This window comes from uncultured Microbacterium sp. (assembly GCF_964244775.1).
Classification (GTDB): Bacteria; Actinomycetota; Actinomycetes; order Actinomycetales; family Microbacteriaceae; genus Microbacterium.
In genome coordinates this window covers 83,386-104,399 of the sequence record NZ_CAXTJR010000003.1, presented here as the reverse complement: position 1 = coordinate 104,399, position 21,014 = coordinate 83,386, and the positions used below count along the sequence as shown (strand labels likewise).

Annotated in this window: 20 protein-coding genes and 1 pseudogene; 10 read left to right on the top strand and 11 right to left on the bottom strand. The window is 67.5% G+C overall.

Translation table 11 applies throughout. From position 1 onward, the window contains the following. Positions 1–62: 62 nt before the first annotated feature. A complete protein-coding gene (locus tag ACFE6Z_RS07525) occupies positions 63–824 on the top strand; it encodes an EAL domain-containing protein (RefSeq protein WP_375385105.1) in 762 nt (253 codons plus the stop codon). A 1-nt stretch (position 825) separates the two neighbouring features. On the opposite strand, the gene ACFE6Z_RS07520 is transcribed toward ACFE6Z_RS07525, so the two are convergent. The 3 genes and pseudogenes from ACFE6Z_RS07520 to ACFE6Z_RS07510 form a co-directional block, all read right to left on the bottom strand. After that, positions 826–1,083: a hypothetical protein gene (locus tag ACFE6Z_RS07520; protein WP_375385104.1), complete on the bottom strand. Its 258-nt coding sequence runs from the start codon at positions 1,081–1,083 to the stop codon at positions 826–828. 31 nt (positions 1,084–1,114) lie between these two features. After that, positions 1,115–1,444 (bottom strand): ATP-dependent DNA ligase, encoded by a 330-nt coding sequence (locus ACFE6Z_RS07515; protein ID WP_375385103.1) that lies wholly within the window; start codon positions 1,442–1,444, stop codon positions 1,115–1,117. Positions 1,445–1,507: 63 nt separating this feature from the next. Next, positions 1,508–2,399, bottom strand: a pseudogene (locus ACFE6Z_RS07510) (SDR family oxidoreductase). Positions 2,400–2,638: 239 nt separating this feature from the next. Between ACFE6Z_RS07510 and ACFE6Z_RS07505 the strand changes: the two are divergent. Further along, positions 2,639–3,079, top strand: a complete 441-nt coding sequence (locus ACFE6Z_RS07505; RefSeq protein WP_375385102.1) for an HtaA domain-containing protein — start codon at positions 2,639–2,641, stop codon at positions 3,077–3,079. A gap of 7 nt (positions 3,080–3,086) precedes the next feature. Here the strand turns inward: ACFE6Z_RS07505 and ACFE6Z_RS07500 are convergent, their stop codons facing one another. From ACFE6Z_RS07500 to ACFE6Z_RS07475, 6 genes are read right to left on the bottom strand one after another with little or no spacing between them, the layout of a single operon-like run. Further along, complete coding sequence (locus ACFE6Z_RS07500) at positions 3,087–4,133, bottom strand: 2Fe-2S iron-sulfur cluster-binding protein (protein ID WP_375385101.1); 1,047 nt, start codon at positions 4,131–4,133, stop codon at positions 3,087–3,089. Then, positions 4,130–4,861, bottom strand: coding sequence for a TetR/AcrR family transcriptional regulator (locus ACFE6Z_RS07495; RefSeq protein ID WP_375385100.1), 732 nt, complete (start codon positions 4,859–4,861; stop codon positions 4,130–4,132). The genes ACFE6Z_RS07500 and ACFE6Z_RS07495 overlap by 4 nt, the downstream gene beginning before the upstream one ends. Further along, positions 4,858–6,339, bottom strand: a complete 1,482-nt coding sequence (locus ACFE6Z_RS07490; protein ID WP_375385099.1) for a pyruvate, phosphate dikinase — start codon at positions 6,337–6,339, stop codon at positions 4,858–4,860. Before ACFE6Z_RS07490 ends, ACFE6Z_RS07495 begins: the two co-directional genes overlap by 4 nt. Continuing rightward, positions 6,336–7,127: an SDR family oxidoreductase gene (locus tag ACFE6Z_RS07485; RefSeq protein ID WP_375385098.1), complete on the bottom strand. Its 792-nt coding sequence runs from the start codon at positions 7,125–7,127 to the stop codon at positions 6,336–6,338. Before ACFE6Z_RS07485 ends, ACFE6Z_RS07490 begins: the two co-directional genes overlap by 4 nt. Continuing rightward, on the bottom strand, positions 7,124–8,557 hold the full coding sequence (locus ACFE6Z_RS07480; RefSeq protein WP_375385097.1) for an aldehyde dehydrogenase family protein: 1,434 nt from the start codon (positions 8,555–8,557) through the stop codon (positions 7,124–7,126). The genes ACFE6Z_RS07485 and ACFE6Z_RS07480 overlap by 4 nt, the downstream gene beginning before the upstream one ends. Then, complete coding sequence (locus ACFE6Z_RS07475) at positions 8,550–9,749, bottom strand: cytochrome P450 (protein ID WP_375385096.1); 1,200 nt, start codon at positions 9,747–9,749, stop codon at positions 8,550–8,552. Before ACFE6Z_RS07475 ends, ACFE6Z_RS07480 begins: the two co-directional genes overlap by 8 nt. A 234-nt stretch (positions 9,750–9,983) precedes the next feature. Here ACFE6Z_RS07475 and ACFE6Z_RS07470 point away from each other — a divergent pair, with 234 nt between their 5' ends. Beyond that, positions 9,984–11,504 carry an AMP-binding protein gene (locus ACFE6Z_RS07470; protein ID WP_375385095.1) on the top strand — a complete coding sequence of 507 codons (1,521 nt, stop codon included), beginning with the start codon at positions 9,984–9,986 and terminating at the stop codon, positions 11,502–11,504. A gap of 33 nt (positions 11,505–11,537) precedes the next feature. Beyond that, entirely contained in the window at positions 11,538–12,167 is a 630-nt protein-coding gene (locus tag ACFE6Z_RS07465) for a hypothetical protein (RefSeq protein ID WP_375385094.1), read from the top strand. A gap of 39 nt (positions 12,168–12,206) precedes the next feature. On the opposite strand, the gene ACFE6Z_RS07460 is transcribed toward ACFE6Z_RS07465, so the two are convergent. Both ACFE6Z_RS07460 and surE read right to left on the bottom strand, forming a co-directional pair. Next, positions 12,207–13,631, bottom strand: a complete 1,425-nt coding sequence (locus tag ACFE6Z_RS07460) for a 4-hydroxyphenylacetate 3-hydroxylase N-terminal domain-containing protein (RefSeq protein ID WP_375385093.1) — start codon at positions 13,629–13,631, stop codon at positions 12,207–12,209. Further along, positions 13,628–14,449 (bottom strand): 5'/3'-nucleotidase SurE, encoded by an 822-nt coding sequence (gene surE / locus ACFE6Z_RS07455; RefSeq protein WP_375385092.1) that lies wholly within the window; start codon positions 14,447–14,449, stop codon positions 13,628–13,630. The genes ACFE6Z_RS07460 and surE overlap by 4 nt, the downstream gene beginning before the upstream one ends. Before the next feature lie 246 nt (positions 14,450–14,695). Here surE and ACFE6Z_RS07450 point away from each other — a divergent pair, with 246 nt between their 5' ends. The 6 genes from ACFE6Z_RS07450 to ACFE6Z_RS07425 all read left to right on the top strand — a co-directional run bounded on the left by ACFE6Z_RS07450 (position 14,696) and on the right by ACFE6Z_RS07425 (position 21,011). Further along, positions 14,696–16,453, top strand: a complete 1,758-nt coding sequence (locus tag ACFE6Z_RS07450) for a PEP-utilizing enzyme (RefSeq protein WP_375385091.1) — start codon at positions 14,696–14,698, stop codon at positions 16,451–16,453. Between the two features lie 109 nt (positions 16,454–16,562). Beyond that, positions 16,563–17,165, top strand: a complete 603-nt coding sequence (locus ACFE6Z_RS07445) for a TetR/AcrR family transcriptional regulator (RefSeq protein ID WP_375385090.1) — start codon at positions 16,563–16,565, stop codon at positions 17,163–17,165. Positions 17,166–17,278: 113 nt separating this feature from the next. Continuing rightward, positions 17,279–18,043 (top strand): 3-hydroxyacyl-CoA dehydrogenase, encoded by a 765-nt coding sequence (locus tag ACFE6Z_RS07440; RefSeq protein ID WP_375385089.1) that lies wholly within the window; start codon positions 17,279–17,281, stop codon positions 18,041–18,043. Positions 18,044–18,062: 19 nt separating this feature from the next. Continuing rightward, entirely contained in the window at positions 18,063–19,037 is a 975-nt protein-coding gene (locus ACFE6Z_RS07435; protein ID WP_375385088.1) for an NAD(P)H-dependent flavin oxidoreductase, read from the top strand. Continuing rightward, entirely contained in the window at positions 19,030–20,223 is a 1,194-nt protein-coding gene (locus tag ACFE6Z_RS07430; protein WP_375385087.1) for a thiolase family protein, read from the top strand. The genes ACFE6Z_RS07435 and ACFE6Z_RS07430 overlap by 8 nt, the downstream gene beginning before the upstream one ends. Beyond that, positions 20,220–21,011, top strand: coding sequence for a crotonase/enoyl-CoA hydratase family protein (locus tag ACFE6Z_RS07425; protein ID WP_375385086.1), 792 nt, complete (start codon positions 20,220–20,222; stop codon positions 21,009–21,011). Before ACFE6Z_RS07430 ends, ACFE6Z_RS07425 begins: the two co-directional genes overlap by 4 nt. The last annotated feature ends 3 nt before the right edge of the window (positions 21,012–21,014 follow it).

The window sequence follows — 21,014 nt, the reverse complement described above, 5'->3', positions numbered from 1 at the left end:
CGCTCATCTCGCGAAGGCTGCGCGGTCTTGTCCGCGCGGGGGCGAACGTGGCTGAGTGAAGCATGCTCGATCTCGGGAATCTGTCGGCAGACCTTGCGACGGCGCTCGCCCACGGCGACCTCTATGCCCTCTACCAGCCCCAGATCGATGTGCGCAGCGGCGAGGTGTGCGCCGTCGAGGCGTTATGCCGATGGCGTCGATCGATGGGAGATTCGGTCGGCCCCGACGTGTTCATCCCGCTCGCCGAGGAGTCCGGCATCATTCACGACCTCGGGCGCTTCATGCTGGACGAGTGCCTGGCCATGCGCGACGGCTTCGCCGCGACGGAGCGTGCGATCGACGTGTCGGTGAACGTGTCGCCGATGCAGCTGACCCGGGCGTCGTTCGTCGACTATCTGATCGCCCAGGCGACGGCGCGATCGACCGAAGAGTCGGCCCTGACGATCGAGATCACCGAGTCGATGCCCGTGGCCGACATGTCCGTGATCGTCCCGCGCCTGGAGCAACTGCGCGAACTCGGAGTAGGCGTATCACTGGACGACTACGGCACCGGGCATGCGTCGCTCGCGCAGCTGCGCCTGCTGCCCCTCACCGAGGTCAAGCTCGACAAATCGCTCGTTCAGAGTGGGAGTCGCAGGGCCAAGCGGGTGCTGGCCGAGGCCATCGACCGGGCGCGCGAGCTGAGGCTCCGGATCGTCGCCGAGGGTGTCGAGACCGAGGAGCATCTCGCGTTCGCGCGTGACCTCGGCTGCGATCGCGCGCAGGGCTTCCTGTTCGGCGAACCGATGGAGACCGCTGAGGTCGAGACGCTCGGGCGGTCCTGACTCAGATCTCGGGGTACGGGTTCTCGGACGCGTCAGGCTCTGACGAGTCGGGGTCGCCGCCCACGTCGATGCGCGTCCACACGACGGGCATGCCGGGTGAGAAGAGGATGTCGATGCCCGGGCCGGAGCGCAGGGGCGGGATGTTGACGTACCCTCCGCCGGCCTTCACGGCGTCGAGGATCTGCGCGCGGAGTTCGGTCACCGGGTCTGGCAGGAAATAGTCACGACCGTCGACCGTGAGTCTGTTCACACTTGTCATCTGAACCTCTCTCGCACTGGGATGTGCACGCTTACGCCCGTCCGGCGGCGCGTGCGGCTGCTGTTCCGGGCTCGGGGGTCAGTTCGAGGCCCCCTGGGCTGTTCGCGGTGAGCATGAGCTCTTCGATCCAGGCGCGGTTCAGCGCCGGCTCGCGCCCGCCGTAGAACTCGAACTGCAGCGGGATCGCAGGGTGAAGCCACAGCGAGCTTCTGCCGCTCCCGTAGGCCGCTTCGAATTTCCACGAGAACGAGAAACTCTCCGCGCGCCGCAGTTTCGCCATCATCACGATCCGCAGGTGCGCCAGTGCGCGGTCCTCGAACTCCACCGACCACGTCGGCGCGCCGTAGATGAGCTTTCCCACTCGTCCTCCCAAATCCTCCGCAAGTCTGCCATGACGAGCGCGGCGCGGACGTCGCTGATGGGGTCAGTGCACCGGCATCCCGCCGGTCACCGCGATCGTCTCGCCCACGACGTAGCTCGATTCCTGGGACGCGAGGAAGACGAACGCGGGGGCGAGCTCGACGGGCTGTCCCGCCCTGCCCATCGGTGTCTGCGAACCGAATTCCTCGATCTTCTCGTTCGGCACGAACGCGGGCTGCAGCGGCGTCCAGATCGGTCCTGGTGCGACCCCGTTGACGCGGATGCCGCGCTCGATGAGCTGCTGCGACATCGCCCTGGTCCAGTTCGCGATCCCGGCCTTGGACACCGCGTACTCGGCGAGGGATGCAGAGGGCTGGAAGCCCTGGACGCTCGAGGTCGTGATGATCGCCGCGCCCGGCTGGAGGTGGGGCGAGGCTGCCTTCGTCAGCCAGAACAGCGGGTAGATGTTCGTCTTCGTGACGTGGTCGAGCGTCTCGGTCTCGAAGTCGTCGATGCTGTCGACGGTGGGCATCGTGCCGGCGTTGATCACCAGGATGTCGAGTCCGCCCAGCTCGGCCGCGGCCTTCTCGACGGCGTCGACGTTGGCCTGCTCGACCTGAAGGTCGCCGGGGATGAGGACGGCCGTCCGGCCCTCGGCGCGGATCAGCTGGGCGACCTCCTCGGCCTGCTCTTGCTCGGCGGCCAGATAGCTCAGGGCGACGTCCGCGCCCTCGCGCGCGTAGGCGATCGCGACGGCGCGCCCGATGCCCGAATCGGCACCCGTGACGAGGGCCTTGCGCCCCGGGGAGCCGGCCCTTGCCGATGTACGTCTTCTCTCCGTGATCGGGTGCCGGGTCCATCTTGTGGATATCGCCCGGGGCATCCTGCTGCTGTGCCGGGAACGGAGGCCGGGGGAACTGCGTCGTCGGGTCTTGTGCGGTGTACATGTCAGCCATGGCGCCGACGCTACCCACTCGCACTATTGGCCGAACCGGGGTTGCGGGGCGGGGATCCGTCGTCTAAAGGCGAGTTCTTCCGCTGCGTCACATCGTGGCTCGGATCGGGTGTCGAAAGACCCGGACCGCGCCTCTCCGCGGTCCGAGAAGCGCGGAATTGCGGGCTAGGATTGGGGTACGGGTGCTTCCCGGAGGGCCGCAGCGCCTGGATACCGGTCGATGCTTCGTGAGGATGCTGGGTGGACGAGGGCTGGCTGGAATGGCCGGTGAAGGACAGTCTTCGCCGATATGTGGAACGGCTGTCGGACGGCGCGATTCTGGCCGAGGGCGGCGCCGTCATCGAAGCCGAGACCTTCCGATGGCCCTTCGCGCGTGACGCGGAGGGCGGCACGACGATCCTTCGTGCGCGTGGCGAGGTGCGCCTCCTCGGGTACGGCGGAGTCCTCGACATCTCTCTGCGCAATCCGGTCGTCACGATCGGCGGTTCCGGGAACACCTTGGAGATCGACTATCCCTGGGCGAGCGCCGACGAGCAACCGGCCGTCGTGATCGCGCACCTCTCGGCCCTGTCCGATGACGCGAGCGTCTGGGGCGTCACCCTCTCCGAAGATGGTGCCGAACTCTTCAACAACTACGCGGCGGGCGCCGAGATGGCATCGCTCACGGTGCGAGCGAACTGACCGGCGCTCAGAAGTCGACCTGGAGAGGCCCTTCGACGGGTCGCGCCTGGCAGGCCAGGATGAATCCATCCTCGATGTCTTCCTCTTCGAGCGCGTCGGTGCATGCCATCTCCACGCGACCTCGAACGAGCTTCGACATGCACGACCCGCAGTCGCCCTCGCGACACGAGTAGGGCACGCGGATGCCGCGACTGAGGAGCACATCGACGAGCGTCGCCTCGGCGGGCCACTGGACCGAGTGCGTCTGGCCATCGAGGGTGACCTCCGCGTTCAGCCCCGTCGCCGCGTCGGTGGCGACCTCTTCCAGTTCGAACGGGTCGCCTTCGATGCTCGTGAACTGCTCGAGGTGCACTCGATGAGTGGGCGTCGAGCCGAGCGCTTGCCGGGCGGTGGCCATGAACGTCTCCGGGCCGCAGATGAAGGCGTCCTGCCAGCGGGCCGACGAGATGGCATCCCGCAGCTGGTCCGGTGTGAGACGCCCTTCGTGCGAGGTGAATCGATCGATGACCGTGAGCGTGTCGGGATGACGGTGTTCCAGATCTGCGAGTTCGGCCGAGAAGAGTGCGTCAGCGGGGGAGCGGTGGCTGGCCACGAGGGTCACGTGGCCGGTGCCCGTCGCCAACGCTGTCTTGAGAATCGAGAAGACCGGCGTCATACCACTGCCCGCCGCGATGAGGAGCAGGTCACGTGCGCTCTCGCCGACGGTGAACAATCCCGAAGGAGGCAGCACCCGCAGCGTCATGCCCGGTTCTGCATTGTCGACCAGCCACCCGGAGGCGCGGCCGCCAGGCGCACGCTTGACGGTGATCGTGAGGAGTTCGTCGACACCCGGGGCGCTCGACAACGAGTACGACCGCGCGTAGCCGGCCTCGCCGATCGGGACGCGAACCGTCACGAACTGCCCCGCGCGATAGGCGAAATCGTCGGCGAGTTCGGGCGGCACCTCGAACGAGACAGAAACGGCATCTGCTGTTTCGCGAACGACCCGTGCGATCGCCAAATCGGCTCCGAGCTGCCGAACCCGGCGTGCGGTGGCGCGTGCGGGAACCGTCATCGTGGCCCCTGCTCCGTCGCCACGCCGTCGTCTTCGAGCCTCGGTACCGCACGAAACCATGCGGAGCCGAGCGCCGTGCCGAGCCGTTCGATCTCTTCGCGGCGCGGCGCGGTGACGGCCATGCCGATGTGCACGTAGGCGACCTGTTCGGTCATGCAGCCGAGCATCTCGGCCAGCATCGACTTGTCTTCGCCGGTGGGAAGAATCCCGCGTTGCTCGAGCCTGTCGAGCCACCGCAGCGTGCGGTCGATGTAGTCCTGGCGCACTCGCAGCCACAGGGTGCGGAAGCCGTCGTTGCCGCCGACGGCTGCCGCTTCGCGCAGAAGCCTCAGCATGTGCCGGTGCCGCGCGTAGGCATTCAGGTACGCGGTGCTCGATTCGATCAGACTTCGCAGTTCGCCGTGGCGGCGGTCCTGACGGCCGGAGGATGTGGCGAGCTCATCGAGCGCGGGCGCCAGGGCCGCGAGGAATACGTCATCGAGCGAGGTGAAATGACGATAGAAATTGCCCTGGGCGGTGCCGGCTCGATGGGTGATGTCGGAGACGCGGGTCTTCGTGTAGCCGTACTCCGTGAAGCAGTCCACCGCCGCGGCGAGAATGCGCTCCCGCGTGGCTTCTCCCCGCCGGTTCGACCGCTTGAGGGGGGCGGCGGTCTCATCGAGCAGTCCGCTTTCGACGAGCACCCGCTCCGCGTAGGCGCGCGTGCGTCCCTCTACCGGGTCGGTCATCGTGCCACTCCCATCGTCGGCGCCAGGTGAGCAAGAGGGGCGAGCGGGTGCTCGGCGGGAACCGGCCAGCTGAGGTAGGAGAGGAATTCGGCGAGATTCGGATCGATCGAGGCGGTGCCGGTGCCGGAGACCCCCTCGTAGATCAGGCCCGAGGTGCCATCGACGGTGACGAGCTTTCCGACTAGAGCAGAAATTGTGCCCTCCCCGCATCCGACGACGCAGGGCAAGCCGATTTCACGACAGACCAGAGCGGCATGCGAGGTGGGTCCGCCGGTCTCGGTGACGACGGCCACCGACTGGAACATGGTGGGAACATCGTCGGGGGCGGTCATGCCGCGGACGAGAACGACATCGACCCCGGATGCCGCACGGTCCTCGGCCTCGTCCAGGTCGGTCACGGCGATACCCGACGCGATCCCCGTGCCGATGCCGGTTCCGGAGGCGATCACCGGCGCCGACGCGTCGATGGCGTTCGTGTCGGCGAGGCGAGCTGCGTGTTCGCCCGACATCCGCTCGACGGCCTCGGCCCGTTCGATCGTTCCCTCGTGGACGAGGTCTACCGCGATCCGCACCGCCGCCGCCGGCGAGCGCTTGCCCACGCGACTCTGCAGCACGTAGAGCCGACCGCTTTCGACCGTGAACTCGATATCGGCCATGTCGCGCAACTCGTGCTCGACGAGCGACGACACCCGCAACAGCTCCTGATGCAGCTCCTCGTGCGCGACGGCGAATGCCTCCAGTGTCTCGGGCGTTCGGGCGCCCGAGACCACCTCTTCACCCTGGGCGCGTGCCAGCCAGTCGCCGGTCGGCTCGGCGGCGCCCGTCGACGGATTGCGGCTGAACAGCACACCGGTGCCGGAGTCGGCATCCCGATTGCCGAACACCATCGCCTGCACGGTCACCGCGGTGCCCGACAGATTCTCCATCCCATGGCGGTGCCGGTAGGCGACCGCCCTCGTGCTGTCCCACGATTGGAAGACGGCCCCGATCGCGGTTCGCAACTGCTGCCACGGATCAGCGGGGGGCTCTGCTCCTGGGTCGCCCGCCACGATCGTGGCATAGCTCTCGCGGAACCGATGCCAGGTGTCGACCGCCCACGCCTCGTCTCCGGATTCGGCGGTCAGCGCGGTGACCAGTTCGTCGTTGAGCCCCAGATTCAGCACGGTGTCCATCATGCCGGGCATGCTCTCGGCTGCGCCGGAACGCACCGACACCAGCAGCGGCGACGGCCCGCGGCCGAACTGACGGCCGGTGGCGCTCTCCAGCTCGCCGATCGCGGCGACGATCTGATCCCACGCCTCGGCACCGAGGGTGTTGCCCGCGTTCCGGTACTGCGCGCACTCGGCGGTCGGCAGGACGAACGCGGGCGGAACGGGCAGGCCGAGTCGTCGCATCTCGTTCACGCTGAAGGCCTTGCCGCCGATGTCGGCGCGCGTGTGCTCGACGGTGCCGTCGAGTGGGTAGACGTGGGGGGTCATTTCGAAGTTCCTTCGTGCGAGGTGAGTTCGTCCGCAGCGCGCAGCGCCGTGAGACCGCCGTCGACGCGGATCTCGATGCCGTTGATCCAGGACGCATCGGGTGACAGCGCGAAGGCGACCGCTGCGGCGACTTCGTCCGGACGGCCGTGACGACCGACGGCGAGGCCGGCACGAGCGATGGCGTCCTCGCCCATCGATCGCCGGAAATCGGCCAGGATGGGGGTTTCGATCGGCCCTGGGCTCACGACGACCACCCGGATTCCCCGCGGCACGAGGGTGCTCGCGAGCAGTGTGGAGTAGTCGACGAGGACGCGCTTGGACGTGTCGTAGGCCGCCGGGCCGTCCAGCATCCACTCGGAGAGCCAGGCCGCGAGATCCTGTTCGTGTCGCGCCCGCAGGAGGGCGTCGATCCCGGCGGGTTCGACCTCGTTGCGGTCGGCCGCCAGAGAGGCGACATTCACGATGGCACCGCCCTCCGGCATCCGATCGAGCACCGCCTCCACGACGCGGTTCGGGCCGAGCACGTTCACGCGCAGCACCTGCAACGGGTCATGCGTACCCGGAATGCCCGCGACGTTCGCAACGGCGTGGACGATCGTGGGCAGGGATGCTGCGGCCCGCGAGATCGCGTCGTGATCGGCGAGGTCGACCACGTCGTATGCTGCGCGGGGGTTCCCGCCCGCCCGGAGGTCCCATCCGATGACCGCGTCGCCGGATGCGACGAGCCGATCGACCAGGGCCGAGCCGATGCCCGACGCCGCTCCGGTCACGAGGATCGTTCGAGTCATGCCATCACCGCCGACACATCGGTGAACTCTTCGATGCCGAGGGCGCCGAGTTCGCGTCCGTAGCCCGAGTCGCCGACACCGCCGAACGGCACGCCTGGCCGCTCGCGGGTGCGCACTCCGTTCACCTTCACCTGACCGGCACGGATTCGTCCCGCCACCGCGACGGCTTCGTCGGGAAGACCCCAGACCTCGGCAGACAGCCCGAAGCGCGTGTCGTTGGCGGTCGCGATCGCGTCATCGACCCCGTCGTAGGGCTGGAAGACCAGCACCGGTCCGAAGATCTCCTCCTGGACGGCCTCCGCATGCCGGGGAAGATCCGCGATGACGGTGGGCGCGATGAACATACCCGGCCCGAGCCCCTGGGCGCGCTCGGGCGCTCCGGCGATCAGTCGGCCGCCGTCGGTGAGGGCGCGCTGGATGAAGCCGAGCACACCCTCGCCGTGCGCGATGCTCGACAGCGGTCCGATGCGCGTGGCCGGGTCGAACGGGTCACCCATCGTGAACGAGCTCACCTGAGCCCGGATGAGCTCTTCGACCGCTCCGAGATGCTCTCTGGGCACCAGCACGCGCGTGGTGGCATTGCAGGCTTGGCCGGCGTTGACCAGGCCGCTGGCGAGCACGGCGGGAACCACCCGCTCCAGGTCGGAGCCGGGAAGGATGACGGCGGGCGATTTTCCGCCCAGCTCGAGGGTGCAGCGCGCGAGCGTGGTGGCGGCGAGACCTGCCACGGTCTTGCCCGCCTCGACGCTTCCGGTGAACGACACGTGGTTGACACCCGGATGCCGCGACAGCGCCGCTCCGGTCACCGAGCCGGAGCCCTGCACCAGCTGCACCGCGCCGGCGGGCACGCCGGCGGTGTGAAGCAGCCGCACGAAGAGCGCGGCGTCGAACGGGGTCTGCACGGAAGGCTTGATGACCACCGTGCATCCGGCCACGAGCGCGCCGGCGACTTTCGCGACGGTCTGATAGGTGGGCATGTTCCAGGGGCTGATCGCGGCGACGACTCCGCTGGGTCGGCGGTGCAGGGTCGCACCGGGAATCTGCTCGGTCCAGTGCACGTCTGCGACGCGGTCCGCGGCGGTGCGAAGGACGCTGGCCGGGAGCCTCCACTGCGTCACCCGTGCCAGCTCGATCGGCATGCCCATCTCCGCCGTCACGAGGTCGGCGATCCCCTCGCCCTGCTCATCGATGATGTCGGCCGCGCGCCGCACGATCTGTGCCCGCTCGTCCAGCGAGCGCGCACTCCAGTCGGTGAACGCGTGCCGAGCGCCTCGCACGGCGCGATCCACCACGGCGTCGTCCGCTTCGACGACCTCGCCGATGATCTGCTGCGTGTAGGCGCTGCGCACCCCCACTCGGCGCCCGACGGCGGAGCTGGGTGCGCCGTCGATCAGCGATACCGCATCCTCTTCGATGGTCAGCTCAGGCATCGATGGTCCGAATCGTCGTGGGGAGTCGTTTCACGCCGCGGAAGAAGTTGCTCCGCAAACGCGCGGGCGGTGCGTCCAGATCGATCGCCAGTCCGCGCTGGATGACGCGCTCGAAGAACAGGCGGGCCTCCAGGCGCGCGAGGTTCGCACCGAGGCATCCGTGTGTTCCCCATCCGAAACCCAGGTGCTCGTTCGGGAAGCGGTCGCCGATGAAGGTGTCAGGATTTTCGAACGCACGCTCATCTCGGTTCGCCGAGGCGAACCACATCACCACCTTGTCGCCCGCGTGGATCAGCGTGTCGTGCATCTCGACGTCGCGTGTCGCGGTGCGTCGCATCGAGATCACCGGCGTCACCCAGCGCACCATCTCTTCGACCACGACCCTGATCTGGTCGGGATTCTGGCGCATGAAGTCCCACCACTGCGGGTTCTCCGCCAGGGCAGCGACGCCGCCCGAGAGCAGGTTGCGGGTGGTCTCGTTGCCCGCCACCATGATGACGAGGTAGTACGCGTCGAGATATCCGCGGGACAGCGGCACCCCGTCGAGTTCGGCCGCGGCCAAGACGCTGACGAGATCACCGGTCGGATGCACGCGACGCTGCTTCTCCAGCCCACGGAAGTAGTCGAAAACCTCATCCCGCGCCGTGGCCGCCGTCTCTGGCCCGGATGAGTAGTCGGGGTCCTCCGAGGCCATCTGGTTGGTCCACCGCAACAGGTGAGGGCAGTCTTCCAGGGGGGCGCCGAGCAGTCGTCCGATCATCACCAGAGGAAGCTGCGCGGCGATGTCGGCGACGAAATCGAGCGATCCCCGGCTCTCGGCGCGATCGAGCAGCTCGTCGATGACGTCGACGATGTCGGGTTCGAGCTCGCGAATTCGCGTGGGGCGGATGTGGGTTGCCGCGATCTTCCGCAGCGGTCCGTGCTCGGGGGGATCGACGTGGTGGATGCTGCGCGCACCCTCGCCCTCCGCCCGCCGGCTCTGGATCTGCGTGCCGTCCACGACGGTGAACAGTGCGGGGTCGCTCGCGACGCTCTTCACGTCGTCGTAGCGAGTGACCGACCAGAAGCCGGGGCCGTTCGGCTCGTCGTTCCAGTGGAGCGGTGCCTGTGCGCGGAGCGCGGCGAACAGCTCACCGTCCGTGCCGCTTTCGAAGGGCGCGAGATCCATGAGATCCACTGCTGCATCACCCATCACAACGCCTCCTTGCTTTTGTGATTACTTCTTCACTAAACCATATCGTGACCGCGGAGGGAAGTGCCCCGCGCGGAACACTCGAGTGACTCATCGACTACGATAATGCGGCACGAACGCCTCCGCTTGTCTCCGGGAGACAAGCAAGATACCCTGATTCAAACAGTGACGAGAGTTTCACAAACCGATGCTCTGCACTGCAGCTGTCTCAGCTGCTGACGACGATGGAGTCCGATGTATCCGGCAACGATCGCACGCACCGATCCCGATCGCCTCGCGTATGTGATGGCCGGGTCAGGGGCTGCATTGACCTACCTCGCCCTCGATCGGGCATCGAACCAGTTGGCGCAGCGTCTGCGCCTGGCAGGTCTCGTGGAGGGCGACACGCTGCTTCTGGTGCTCGAGAATCGTATCGAGTGGCCGGTGGCGGTCGCGGCCGGCATGCGATCAGGCCTGTACGTCACCCCCGTCAACTCCCACCTTCGTGCCGCCGAACTCGAAGCGCTCATCAGCGAAGCGAAGCCGGCGGCGGTCATCACGAGTCCGCAGCTTGCCGCGACGGTGTCTGCGGCGCTCGGGGATCGCCCCTGCGTGCGACTGTGCGTCGGTGGCGGGGCGGAAGGTTTCCTCGGCTTCGACGACGAGCTGGCAGCCATGCCGACCACCCCCATCCCGGACGAATCCTTCGGGGCGCGCGTGCTCTACAGCGGTGGGACGACGGGCAAGCCGAAGGCATTCCGTCAGAAGCTGCTGGGCGTTCACCCCGCGCACGCCCCCGCGCGCCACGGTGAGCTCATGCAACGCCTCGGCATCGGGCCGTCGGCTGTGCTGCTCTCACCCGCCCCGAACTATCACGCCGCGCCCTTCACCTTCCAGCTGGCGACGCTCACGCTCGGCGGCACGATCGTCTGCCTCGAGAAGTTCGATGCCGCGGCGGCCATGCGCGCCATCACGGATCACGGCGTGACCCTCTCGCAGTGGGTGCCGACCATGCTCATCCGTCTGCTCGACCTGCACGAATCGGGCGAGGTGCCGCTCTCCGCCACCCACCGGGCCGCGGTGACCTCAGGTGGTCCGTGCTCGCCGGAGGTCAAGGCGCGCATCGACCAGTGGTGGGGGCCGATCCTCCACGAGTACTACGGCGGCTCGGAAGGCTATGGGCACACCTACATCTCTCCGTGGGAGGCGCGCGAGCGCGTCGGCTCGGTCGGGCGGCCGCTCGGTGCCACGCGAGTGCACGTCACAGACGGTGACGGCACCGAACTGCCGGCGAATGCGGTCGGCACGGTCTGGTTCGAGGCGGTCGCCGGACAGCAGTACGTGAATCAATCCGATGCATCGCCGACCGCGCGCGCGGGGTGGAAGAGCATGGGCGACCTGGGGACGCTCGATGACGACGGATTTCTCTATCTCAAAGGACGCGAGGGGTACACCATCGTCTCGGGTGGTGTGAACATCTATCCCGACGAAGTCGAGGCCGTGCTCCAATCGCACCCGCTCGTTCGAGACGTGGTGGTGCTGGGCGAACCCAACGCAGAATTCGGCGAGCAGGTGCTCGCGGTCGTGGAGCTTGCCGCCGACGCGGGCGAAACCGCATCCGAATCAGATGTCGAGGCGCAGCTGATCGCCCATGCGCGCGAGCATCTGGCGACCTTCAAGGCGCCCAAGCGCGTGATGATCGTGAGTTCACTCCCGCGTCTGCCCACGGGCAAGCTGAACAAGAAGGCACTCCAGGACGAGCTGCTCACCGCGTAGCAGCCCGACCCGAATCGAGAGGAAAACATGTCGATGACGACGCTCCCCACATCGATCAGCTTCGATGACCTGCACGCGCTCCGTGTGAAGGGACGTGCCAGCGATGAGGCTTACGCCCATATGCTCGGCGTCTCCGTCGCAGAGGTTGCGAGCCGGCGGGAACCCCTGATCGATGCCGGCCTCGCGCAGCGTCGGGAGGGACGCATCGCGTTCACCTCCCTCACTCCCGAGGGCAAAGAACTGCACGCCACTCTCCTGTCGGAGCGCTTGGCGGACGCTGATCGTCGCGGGGGTGTGCAAGAGTCCCTCGACGGGTTCCTACCGGTCAACGGCGATCTCAAGCGGGTGTGCGCGGCGTGGCAGACCAGGCCGGACGGAACCCCCAACGCGCACGACGACCCCGACTATGACGCCTCGGTGATCGCTGAGGTCGCGGCGCTGAACACCCGCGTCGGTGAACTCCTGCGATCCGGATCGACCGCGGAACCCCGCCTGGGCCGGTACGCGAATCGATTGGATGCTGCGCTCGCTCGACTGCAGGAGGGCGACTCGACGGCGTTCCTCCGACCGATGAGCGAGAGCTACCACGACATCTGGATGGAACTGCACGAAGACCTGCTTCTGCTCGCCGGGCGCGCGCGCAGCGAGGCCGACGAGGGCTGAGCCTCGCCGGCGCCGACCGCGCGGGTCACGCCCGCGCGGTCACACCCGCGCGGGCACCGGCGTCGCGCGCGCGATCAGCTCCCGCACGTATGCGCGTGCGGGTTCTGCGTCGAAGGAGCGGGTGATCTGCAGCTTCTCGGCCTCGAGCGAGCCCTCGGCGTGCGTGGCGAGCACGTTCTGGTAACCGCCCCAGGTGCCCGAGAACAGGTCGCCGATGAGGTGGATGATCCGCAGGCGCTCCTCGGCGGGGACGGCCCCCACGAAGTACTTCTCGAGCACTCGACGCACTTCGGGGTTCGCCCAGTCGTCGCCGCCCGGTCCTGTCGCGACGAGGCCGCCGGCCAGGTCGATGACGGTGCGGACCGCTTCGGGAAACCCGTGTGCGAAATGGTACTTCGCGAGGTTGGTCGACAGCGGGTCGGGAAGCCAGACGCCCCCGTCGCCCTCGAACGCACGGACGGCCGCGAGTTGCGCGAACCCGCGGACGGTCTCGGTGTAGGCGATGAGCTCCGTCATCTTTGCTCGCACGTGGGCGGCGCGCGAGATCCCGTTCGCCTCGGCGACGAGCGAGGCCGCGCCCACGAGCGCATCCAGCAGCGGCAGCTTGTAGTTGATCGCGGTGAAGCGGTGATAGTCCACGAAGGCCAGCGCGATCTGCCCGGCGCGCTCGATGTCGCCGTTGAGGAAAACCCGCGACTTGGGCACGCGGACGTCGTCGAAGACGGTGAGGCTCTCGAGCATCTTCTGCTGAGAGGACACCGGATGCTCGAAGCTGTTCCGCGGCGCGTCCAGGAACGGCGATACATAGAGGGTCAGTCCGGGGGTGTCCACCGGGATCGCGAACGCGACGGCGTACGCTTCGTCGCCCGGCCCCATCGCCCTGGTCGGGATGACGATCAATTCGTCCGCGTTGGCCGAGAAGGAGGTGTGCACCTTCGCGCCGCGAACGACGATGGACTCGTCGTCTTCGGCGACCACGTGCAGGTAGAGATCCGGATCGGCCTGTTGCGACGGACCCTTCGCCCGGTCGCCCTTCACGTCGGATTGCGCGACGGCGAGCGCGAGGTCGTTGTCGATGACGTGCTGCCAGTAGGCGACGGCGTTGTCGTGCCCCTCCCCGGAAGTCGCCCTCAGGAGACCGAACAGCGCATCGCTGCCGACCTCTTTGAGCACGATGGTTCCGACGCCGAACCGACAGACCGTCTCGATGAGCGTGCCGCGCTCGACCAGGTCTTGAGGGGATCGTGGCACCCGATAGAACGCGGAATATGGGGCGTTGTGCTCGTCATAGGCGATCGCCAGCTCGGGGTGCGAGTCGGCGATCGAGTACCCGTGCGCCGAATGCGCGATCGCCGTCTCGAACTCTTCGAACTCGGTCACGTCGGCGACGGCCTCGCCGCGGTAGATGACCCGGCGTCCGTCGCGGAGACCGTCGCTGAATTGGGCTGCGGTGCGCAGTGTCATGTGAGTGAACCTTTCAGGGGAGAGCCGAGTGTCATGTCGCCGAGTTCGCTGAGATACGCACCGCTGAGATGCTCTGCCAGTCCGGCGCAGGCGAGGTCGCTGACGCTTTCCAGAGGGCGCAGCGCGCTGACCGAGATGTTGCGCTCCAGCAGGGCGTCGATGTCGGTCGTGCCATCGACGGGTCTGCCGTCGGGTCTGCGCCGCAGCGTCAGCGCGTCGGCCTCGCGAGACAGCTCGATCGAGAACATGCTCCGGGGTGCGAGGTGGGTGACTCGGCAGCCCTGCAATTCCCCGACATCCACGTCGGGGACATTGACGTTGACGCAGATGCGCGGCATCCCGCTCGCGGCGAACCAGTCCACGACGCGCTCGGCGACGTGCGCGGCGGTGTCGAAACGGTGGTGCGGGGCGAACCCGGAACTTATCGCGATGCTGGGGATGCCCATCACCGCCGCACTGACGGCAGCTCCCACGGTGCCGGAGAAGAGAATGGATCGGCCGACGTTGTGGCCCGCGTTGATGCCGCTGATGACCAAGTCGGGCCGCGGCCCGAAGACTCCCGATACGGCGGCGATGACCGCCATCGACGGCGGTGCGTCGATGGCGTACGCGGTGAGGGGCGGTGAAGTCGCGATGACGCGTTCTTCGAGGGCGATGGTCGCGCCGTGCTCTATCGCGCCGATCGCCGTGCCGCTGCCGCTCCGCTCGCTCGCCGGGCCGATCACGATCAGATCGTGCCCGGCATCCAGAAGCACCTGCGCGAGTATGACGTTGCCGAGCTCACCCACCCCGTCATCGTTGGTCAGGAGAATGCGCATGGTTCACCTCTTCGGGTTCGTGCCTCGTTGCCGTCACGAGGTAAGTGTGACTTATCGTTCACAGTTCTGTCCAGTCGTGCGAGCGTGATGGATGCCGAAAACCGCCGTTTGTGCCCGCATCAGAGGCTTGACAAGGGCATCGCTTGCGGTTCAGTATCGACTCAAATGCGAATGCAGCGTCGCTTTCGCCGGGGATGAACGCCCCTACCGACGCCGCCTTCGACCCGATCCGAAGGAGAAGGACCCGTGTCCAACTGGCCGATTTTCGATGAGCCCTCGAAGGTGTTCCCGCTGTATTCGCGTGCGAACGTCGGCGAGATCTTCCCCGATCCCATCAGTCCGCTCAACGCCTCAGCGGGGTTCCAGCACTGCCTGGAGACCGGATGGCGCGCGGCGTTCGTCGCGTGCGGGGTCTGGGATCAGGATCTGTACGACCGATCGGTCGAGAAGAACATCCTCCCGGGATTCGGCAGCTATCTGTACATCAACATGTCGCTCATGCGCCTGTTCGGAGTACGCGTGCCTGGCATGTCCGCCGAGGCCGTCGACCTGCAGTACTTCGGTGACCTGCCCGGCATCCCGAGCTACGAGAGCGAACGCCGCGACTTCGATGACGATCCTGCGTTCTCCGAGAAGGCCGGCGCGTGGCTCCAGGAGCAGGTGCTCGGCGCGACTGACCTCGCGGCGTATGACACAGACAAGGCAGAGGTCGATCGCATCCGCGCCAGCCGGCCGAACCTCGCCCAGCTGACGGACGCGCAACTGCGCGAACGCATCGTCTCGTTCGAAGACCTGTTGGTGCGCTTGCTCCAGCACCACATCGAGGCGAGCCTGAAGTCGGGCGTCGGGCTCGGTGCCATCGCGCAGTTCACCGCCGCCATCGGCAAGCCCGAGATCGCACTGACTCTGGTGAGTGGAATCGGTGACGTCGACTCGACCGGGCCTTCGGTCGACATGTATCGCCTCAGTCGCGCTGCACAGGACCGGGCGGTGGCCGCGCTCTTCGACCAGGGCGTGGACGGCTTGTACGAGCGGCTCGAGGCCAGTGCCGAGCCGTCGGTGATCGGCTTCACTTCCTCACTGGATGAGTTCCTGGCCACGTGGGATTTCCGCGGCCCATCCGAGTGGGAGATCCACGCCGACACATGGGGAGTGCGGCCCGAGATCGCGCTGGCTGCGATCGAGCGGATGCGTCGCGCCGGCGCGGATGCCGATCCGACCGTCGGCGGGGGGCGCCGCGTCGCCGAGCGCGACGCGACGGTGGCAGCCGTTCGAGAGGCGCTGGCCGGCAATGACGAGGCGGCCGGTCAGTTCGAGGCCATCCTGGGCGCCGCCGCGCTGTGGCTGCGAGGCCGCGAACGCGGCCGCACCACCGCAGCGAAGGTGATCCACGAGATCCGTCTCGCAGGGCTCGAGCTGGGTCGTCGCGCCGTCGAGCGCGGCGATATCGCCGACGCGCACGACATTTTCATGCTCTTCGAGAACGAACTCGATGCGTTCCTGGCCGATCCGGCGCCGTTCGGCCCCACACTGGCCGAGCGCAAACGGATCTACGTCGGCCTGTTCGACATCGTCCCGCCGTTCGTGGTCGCCGGCGATGTGCCGCCCGTCGAAGAATGGGAACGGAGATCCTCGATCAGCGCTGAATCCATCGAGGTGGGGGAGTCGATCGCGGGCGTCCCCGGAAGCTCGGGGGTCGCTCGCGGGCGTGCTCGGGTGGTGCTCAACGCGGATGAGGTCGACGAACTCGATCAGGGCGAGGTGCTCATCGCTCCGATCACCGACCCGTCGTGGACGCCGCTGTTCGTGGGCGCGGCGGCTGTCATCGTCGACGTCGGTGCCCCGTTCTCTCACGCCGCCATCGTCAGTCGCGAGCTCGGCATCCCGTGTGTGGTCTCGGTGGGCAAGGCGACCAAGCGGATCCGTACCGGAGACCTCGTCGAGGTGGACGGCACGGCCGGCACGGTGAGGCTGCTCGAGCGCGAGCCCGTTCCCGTCGGCTGATGTCGCTGCGGGGCGGGGCGCCGAGAGGTGGCCCCGCCCGAACGCGGTCGGACCTGCCGCCGTGCGGGCCTATACGCTGGTCGCTCAGCACGTAGCGGAGGAGGGGCGGATGGCGGTCGACTGGCGTGACGCGCAGCCTCCGGCGCTCGGACCGATCCTGTCCGCCGCCCTCGAAGTGTTCAACGACCACGGCTTCCATGGCGCGTCGGTGCGCGAGATAGCCCGCCGCGCGAACCTGACGGTTCCCTCGCTGTACTACCACTACGCGAGCAAGGAAGGCCTCCTGCGCGCAGTGCTCACCTCCTCACTCGAGCCCATCGTCGAGCGGGTCGAACAGGCGTCCGCGGAGGGCGGTGACCCTCCCGAGAAGCTCGCGAACGTCGTCGAGTGCCTCGTGCTCTCCGTCACCAGCGCGGGCACGTCGGCGATCGATGCCGGGGAATCGCGCTACCTCGGACCGGAGAATCACACGCTGTACGTGCAGGTGCGCGACCGTCTGGAGCGTCCGGTGCAGCAGATCCTCCACGACGGCGCAGAGCGAGGACTCTTCGTCATCGACGACATCCCCGAGACTCGTCGAGCCATTCTCGGCCTCACGCAGGCCATTCCGCGCTGGTACCAGCGAGACGGCAGCGACTCTCCCGCCGACATCGCGCGGCGATATGCCCGGCTGGTGCTGCGCATGGTCGGATATCCGGTCGCTGCGCACTGACTGACGATCGACGCCGCACGATCCGGGTGCGGGCTGGACATGGTGTGCGAAGTGTGGTTATCTAGCGCTCGCTAAGTTATCTGGTTCGCGGAAGCGGAGAGAAAGGACTCTCGATGGATCTGAACGGTGTTGTCGCCCTCGTCACCGGGGGCGCATCCGGTCTCGGCCGAGCTACCGCGGAGGCGCTCCTCGCCGGCGGCGCGAAGGTGGTCGTGCTCGATCTGCCGCAGTCGCGAGGTGCCGAGTTCGAGGCCGCACACCCCGGCGACGTGCGGTTCGCGCCGGCCGATGTCCGCTCGGCGGAACAGGTGGAAGCGGCACTCGATGTGGCGTCCGAGCTCGGTGAGCTTCGCATCGTCGCCAACTGTGCTGGGCTGGGCGACGCGATCAAGGTCGTCGGGCGGACGGGGCCGTACCCCCTCGACAAGTTCCAGCGGACGATCGACGTCAACCTGGTGGGGACGTTCAACGTGCTTCGTCTCGCCGCGGCACGGATACAGCAGCTCGAACTCGCCGACGCCGATGAGCGCGGCGTGATCATCAACACCGCCTCCGTGGCCGCGTTCGACGGTCAGATCGGGCAGGCCGCATATTCGGCGTCCAAAGCCGCAATCGTCGGGATGACGCTCCCCATCGCGCGGGAACTGGCATCGAGCCAGATTCGTGTCGTGACCATCGCACCCGGCATCTTCGACACACCGTTGCTGGCGACGCTGCCGGAGGCGGCGCGCGCGTCGCTGGGCACGCAGGTGCCTCACCCCTCGCGCCTGGGCGCACCCGCCGAATTCGGCCTGCTCGTCACGCAGATCATCGCCAATCCGATGCTCAACGGCGAGACCATCCGCCTGGACGGCGCCATCCGCATGGCTGCGCGTTGAGCGTCGGGAGAGGCATCCGATGATCACTTCGAAGTTCACCGAGGCTTTCGGTATCGACGCCCCCATCGTGCAGGGCGGAATGATGTGGGTGGGGCGGGCGGAGCTCGCCGCGGCGGTCTCGAACGCCGGTGCCCTGGGCATCATCACGGGGCTCACCCCCGGGTCGCCCGAGTTGCTCCGCGAGGAGATCGCGCGCGCCAGGGATCTGACGGATAAGCCGTTCGGCGTCAATCTGACGATCCTCCCGTCGATCACGCCGCCGCCGTACGACGAGTACCGACAGGTCATCATCGACAGCGGAGTGACGATCGTCGAAACGGCCGGATCCAACCCGGAGCCGCATCTGCCCTACTTCCACGACGCCGGGATCAAAGTGATCCATAAGTGCACCAGCGTTCGCCACGCGGTCAAGGCGCAGGATCTCGGCGTGGATGCCATCTCCATCGACGGCTTCGAGTGCGCGGGCCACCCTGGCGAAGACGACATCGCCGGTCTTGTCCTGATTCCCGCCGCGGCCGACCAGATCGACATCCCGATGATCGCCTCCGGCGGGTTCGCCGACGGCCGAGGACTGGCTGCAGCCCTCGCGCTCGGCGCCGACGGGATCAATATGGGAACCCGGTTCATGTCGACCGTGGAAGCCCCCATCCACCGCGCGGTGAAGGAGCGGATCGTCTCATCGAGCGAACTCGACACCGAACTCATCTTCCGGCCGTTGCGAAACACGTCCCGCGTCGCATCGAACTCGGTCAGCCGCGAAGTCGTCGAGATCCTCGACAACGGCGGGCAGTTTCCCGATGTGCGAGAGCTCGTGGCGGGAGCGCGCGGGCGTACCGTCTACGAAGGCGGCGACATCGAGGCGGGCATCTGGACGGTCGGCACGTCGCAGGGCCTCATTCACGACATCCCCACCTGCGAAGTGCTGGTCACCCGCATCATCGCGGAAGCCGAACAGGCCCTGGCTCGATTGACAAGGAGAATCCACAATGCGTGAAGCCGTCATCGTCGACGTCGTGCGAACGGCCTCAGGACGCGGCAAGCCCGGTGGCGCCCTGTCGGGCACCCACCCCGTCGACCTGTTGTCGGCCACCTTGGAGGCGCTCGTCGCTCGCACTGGCATCGATCCCGCCCTGATCGACGATGTCATCGCGGGGTGCGTGCATCAGGCCGCGGAGCAGTCCACGAACATCGCTCGCAGCGCCGTGCTGGCAGCAGGGTTTCCGGAACACGTACCCGCAACGACGATCGATCGGCAGTGCGGGTCGAGCCAGCAGGCCGCCACCTACGCCGCGCAGGCGATCATCTCGGGCTTCCAAGACATCGTGATCGCGTGCGGGGTCGAATCCATGAGTCGGGTGCCGATGGGCCTGAGCACCCTCGGCGAGGATTTCCTCGGCCCGAAGGTGCACGCCCGCTATCCCGACGGCCTCGTGAACCAGGGCATCTCGGCAGAGCTCATCTCCGCGCGATGGGGTTTCAGCCGGGCCCAACTCGACGACTATTCGGCACGTTCTCACCGCCTTGCGACGGATGCTGTCGACTCCGGCCTGTTCACCGACGAGATCATCCCGATCTCGATCAGCGACGGAGACGGTGCGATCCGGCAGCACGCGCACGACGAGACAGTCCGCTCGGCCACGACCGTCGAGGGCTTGGCGAAGCTGCCCGCATCCTTCTACACCGACGAGTACGCTGGGCGGTTTCCGCAGTTGCAGTGGGTGATCACGCCGGGAAACTCCTCGCCGTTCACGGACGGCGCCTCGGCCGCTCTCATCATGTCGGCCGAGCGCGCCAAGCAACTCGGGCTCACACCTCGCGCCAGGTTCGTGTCGTTCTCGGTGGTGGGGGATGATCCGCTCCTGATGCTCACCGGCCCCATCCCCGCGACGAAGAAGGTATTGGACCGGGCCGGGCTGGGAATCGCAGACATCGACGCCTTCGAAGTGAACGAGGCCTTCGCACCGGTGCCACTCGCGTGGGCTCATGACACCGGAGCTCCGCTGGAGAAGCTGAACCCGAGGGGAGGGGCCATCGCGCTCGGTCACGCGCTGGGTTCCTCCGGAACGAGACTGCTGACGACGCTGGTCAACCAGCTCGAGGCGACGGGCGGGCGCTACGGTTTGCAGACCATGTGCGAGGGCGCAGGCATGGCCAACGCGACGATCATCGAGCGGGTGTGAGCGTGGCCGACGAGGCGCTCTACGAGGTGCACGCCCACGTCGCGGTCGTCACTCTCAATCGTCCGGCGGCGATGAACGCCGTGAACGAAGCGCTCTCGATTGCGCTCGGCGCGGCGATGGAGCGCGCCTCGGCCGACCCCGAGGTGCGCGTGGTTGTGCTGACCGGCAGCGGAACGCGCGCGTTCTGCGCGGGGATGGATCTGAAGGCCTTCGCTCGAGGGGAATCCGCGGAAGACCCCGCGCACCCGGAGTGGGGTTTCGGAGGGTTCGTCCGCCATGCGATCGACAAGCCCGTGATCGCGGCCGTCAACGGCTTCGCCTTGGGTGGTGGATCCGAGCTCGTCCTCGCGTGCGACCTCGCCATCGCCGGGCGTTCGGTCATGCTCGGGTTCCCCGAAGTGACCCGGGGACTCGTCGCCGCTGCGGGCGGTGTCATCCGGCTTCCGCGGCAGATCCCCCGAAAGCTCGCGCTGGAGGCACTTCTGACCGGACAACCCCTCTCGGCGGAACGTTCCCGCGAACTGGGCTTGATCAACCGGGTGGTCGATGACGGCAAGGTGCTCGCCAGCGCGCTGTCGCTGGCCGAAATCATCGCCGCCAACGCGCCTCTGGCGGTTCAAGCCTCGAAGCGCTTCGTTCGTGAGGCGGATCGATTCGGCTCTGACTGGGACGACGCAGTGTGGGCGGCACACGACGACGCGATCATGCCCGTCTTCGCCACCGACGACGCGCGCGAGGGTGCGACGGCGTTCGCCGAGAAGCGCTCGCCGCAGTGGACGGGACGCTGACGC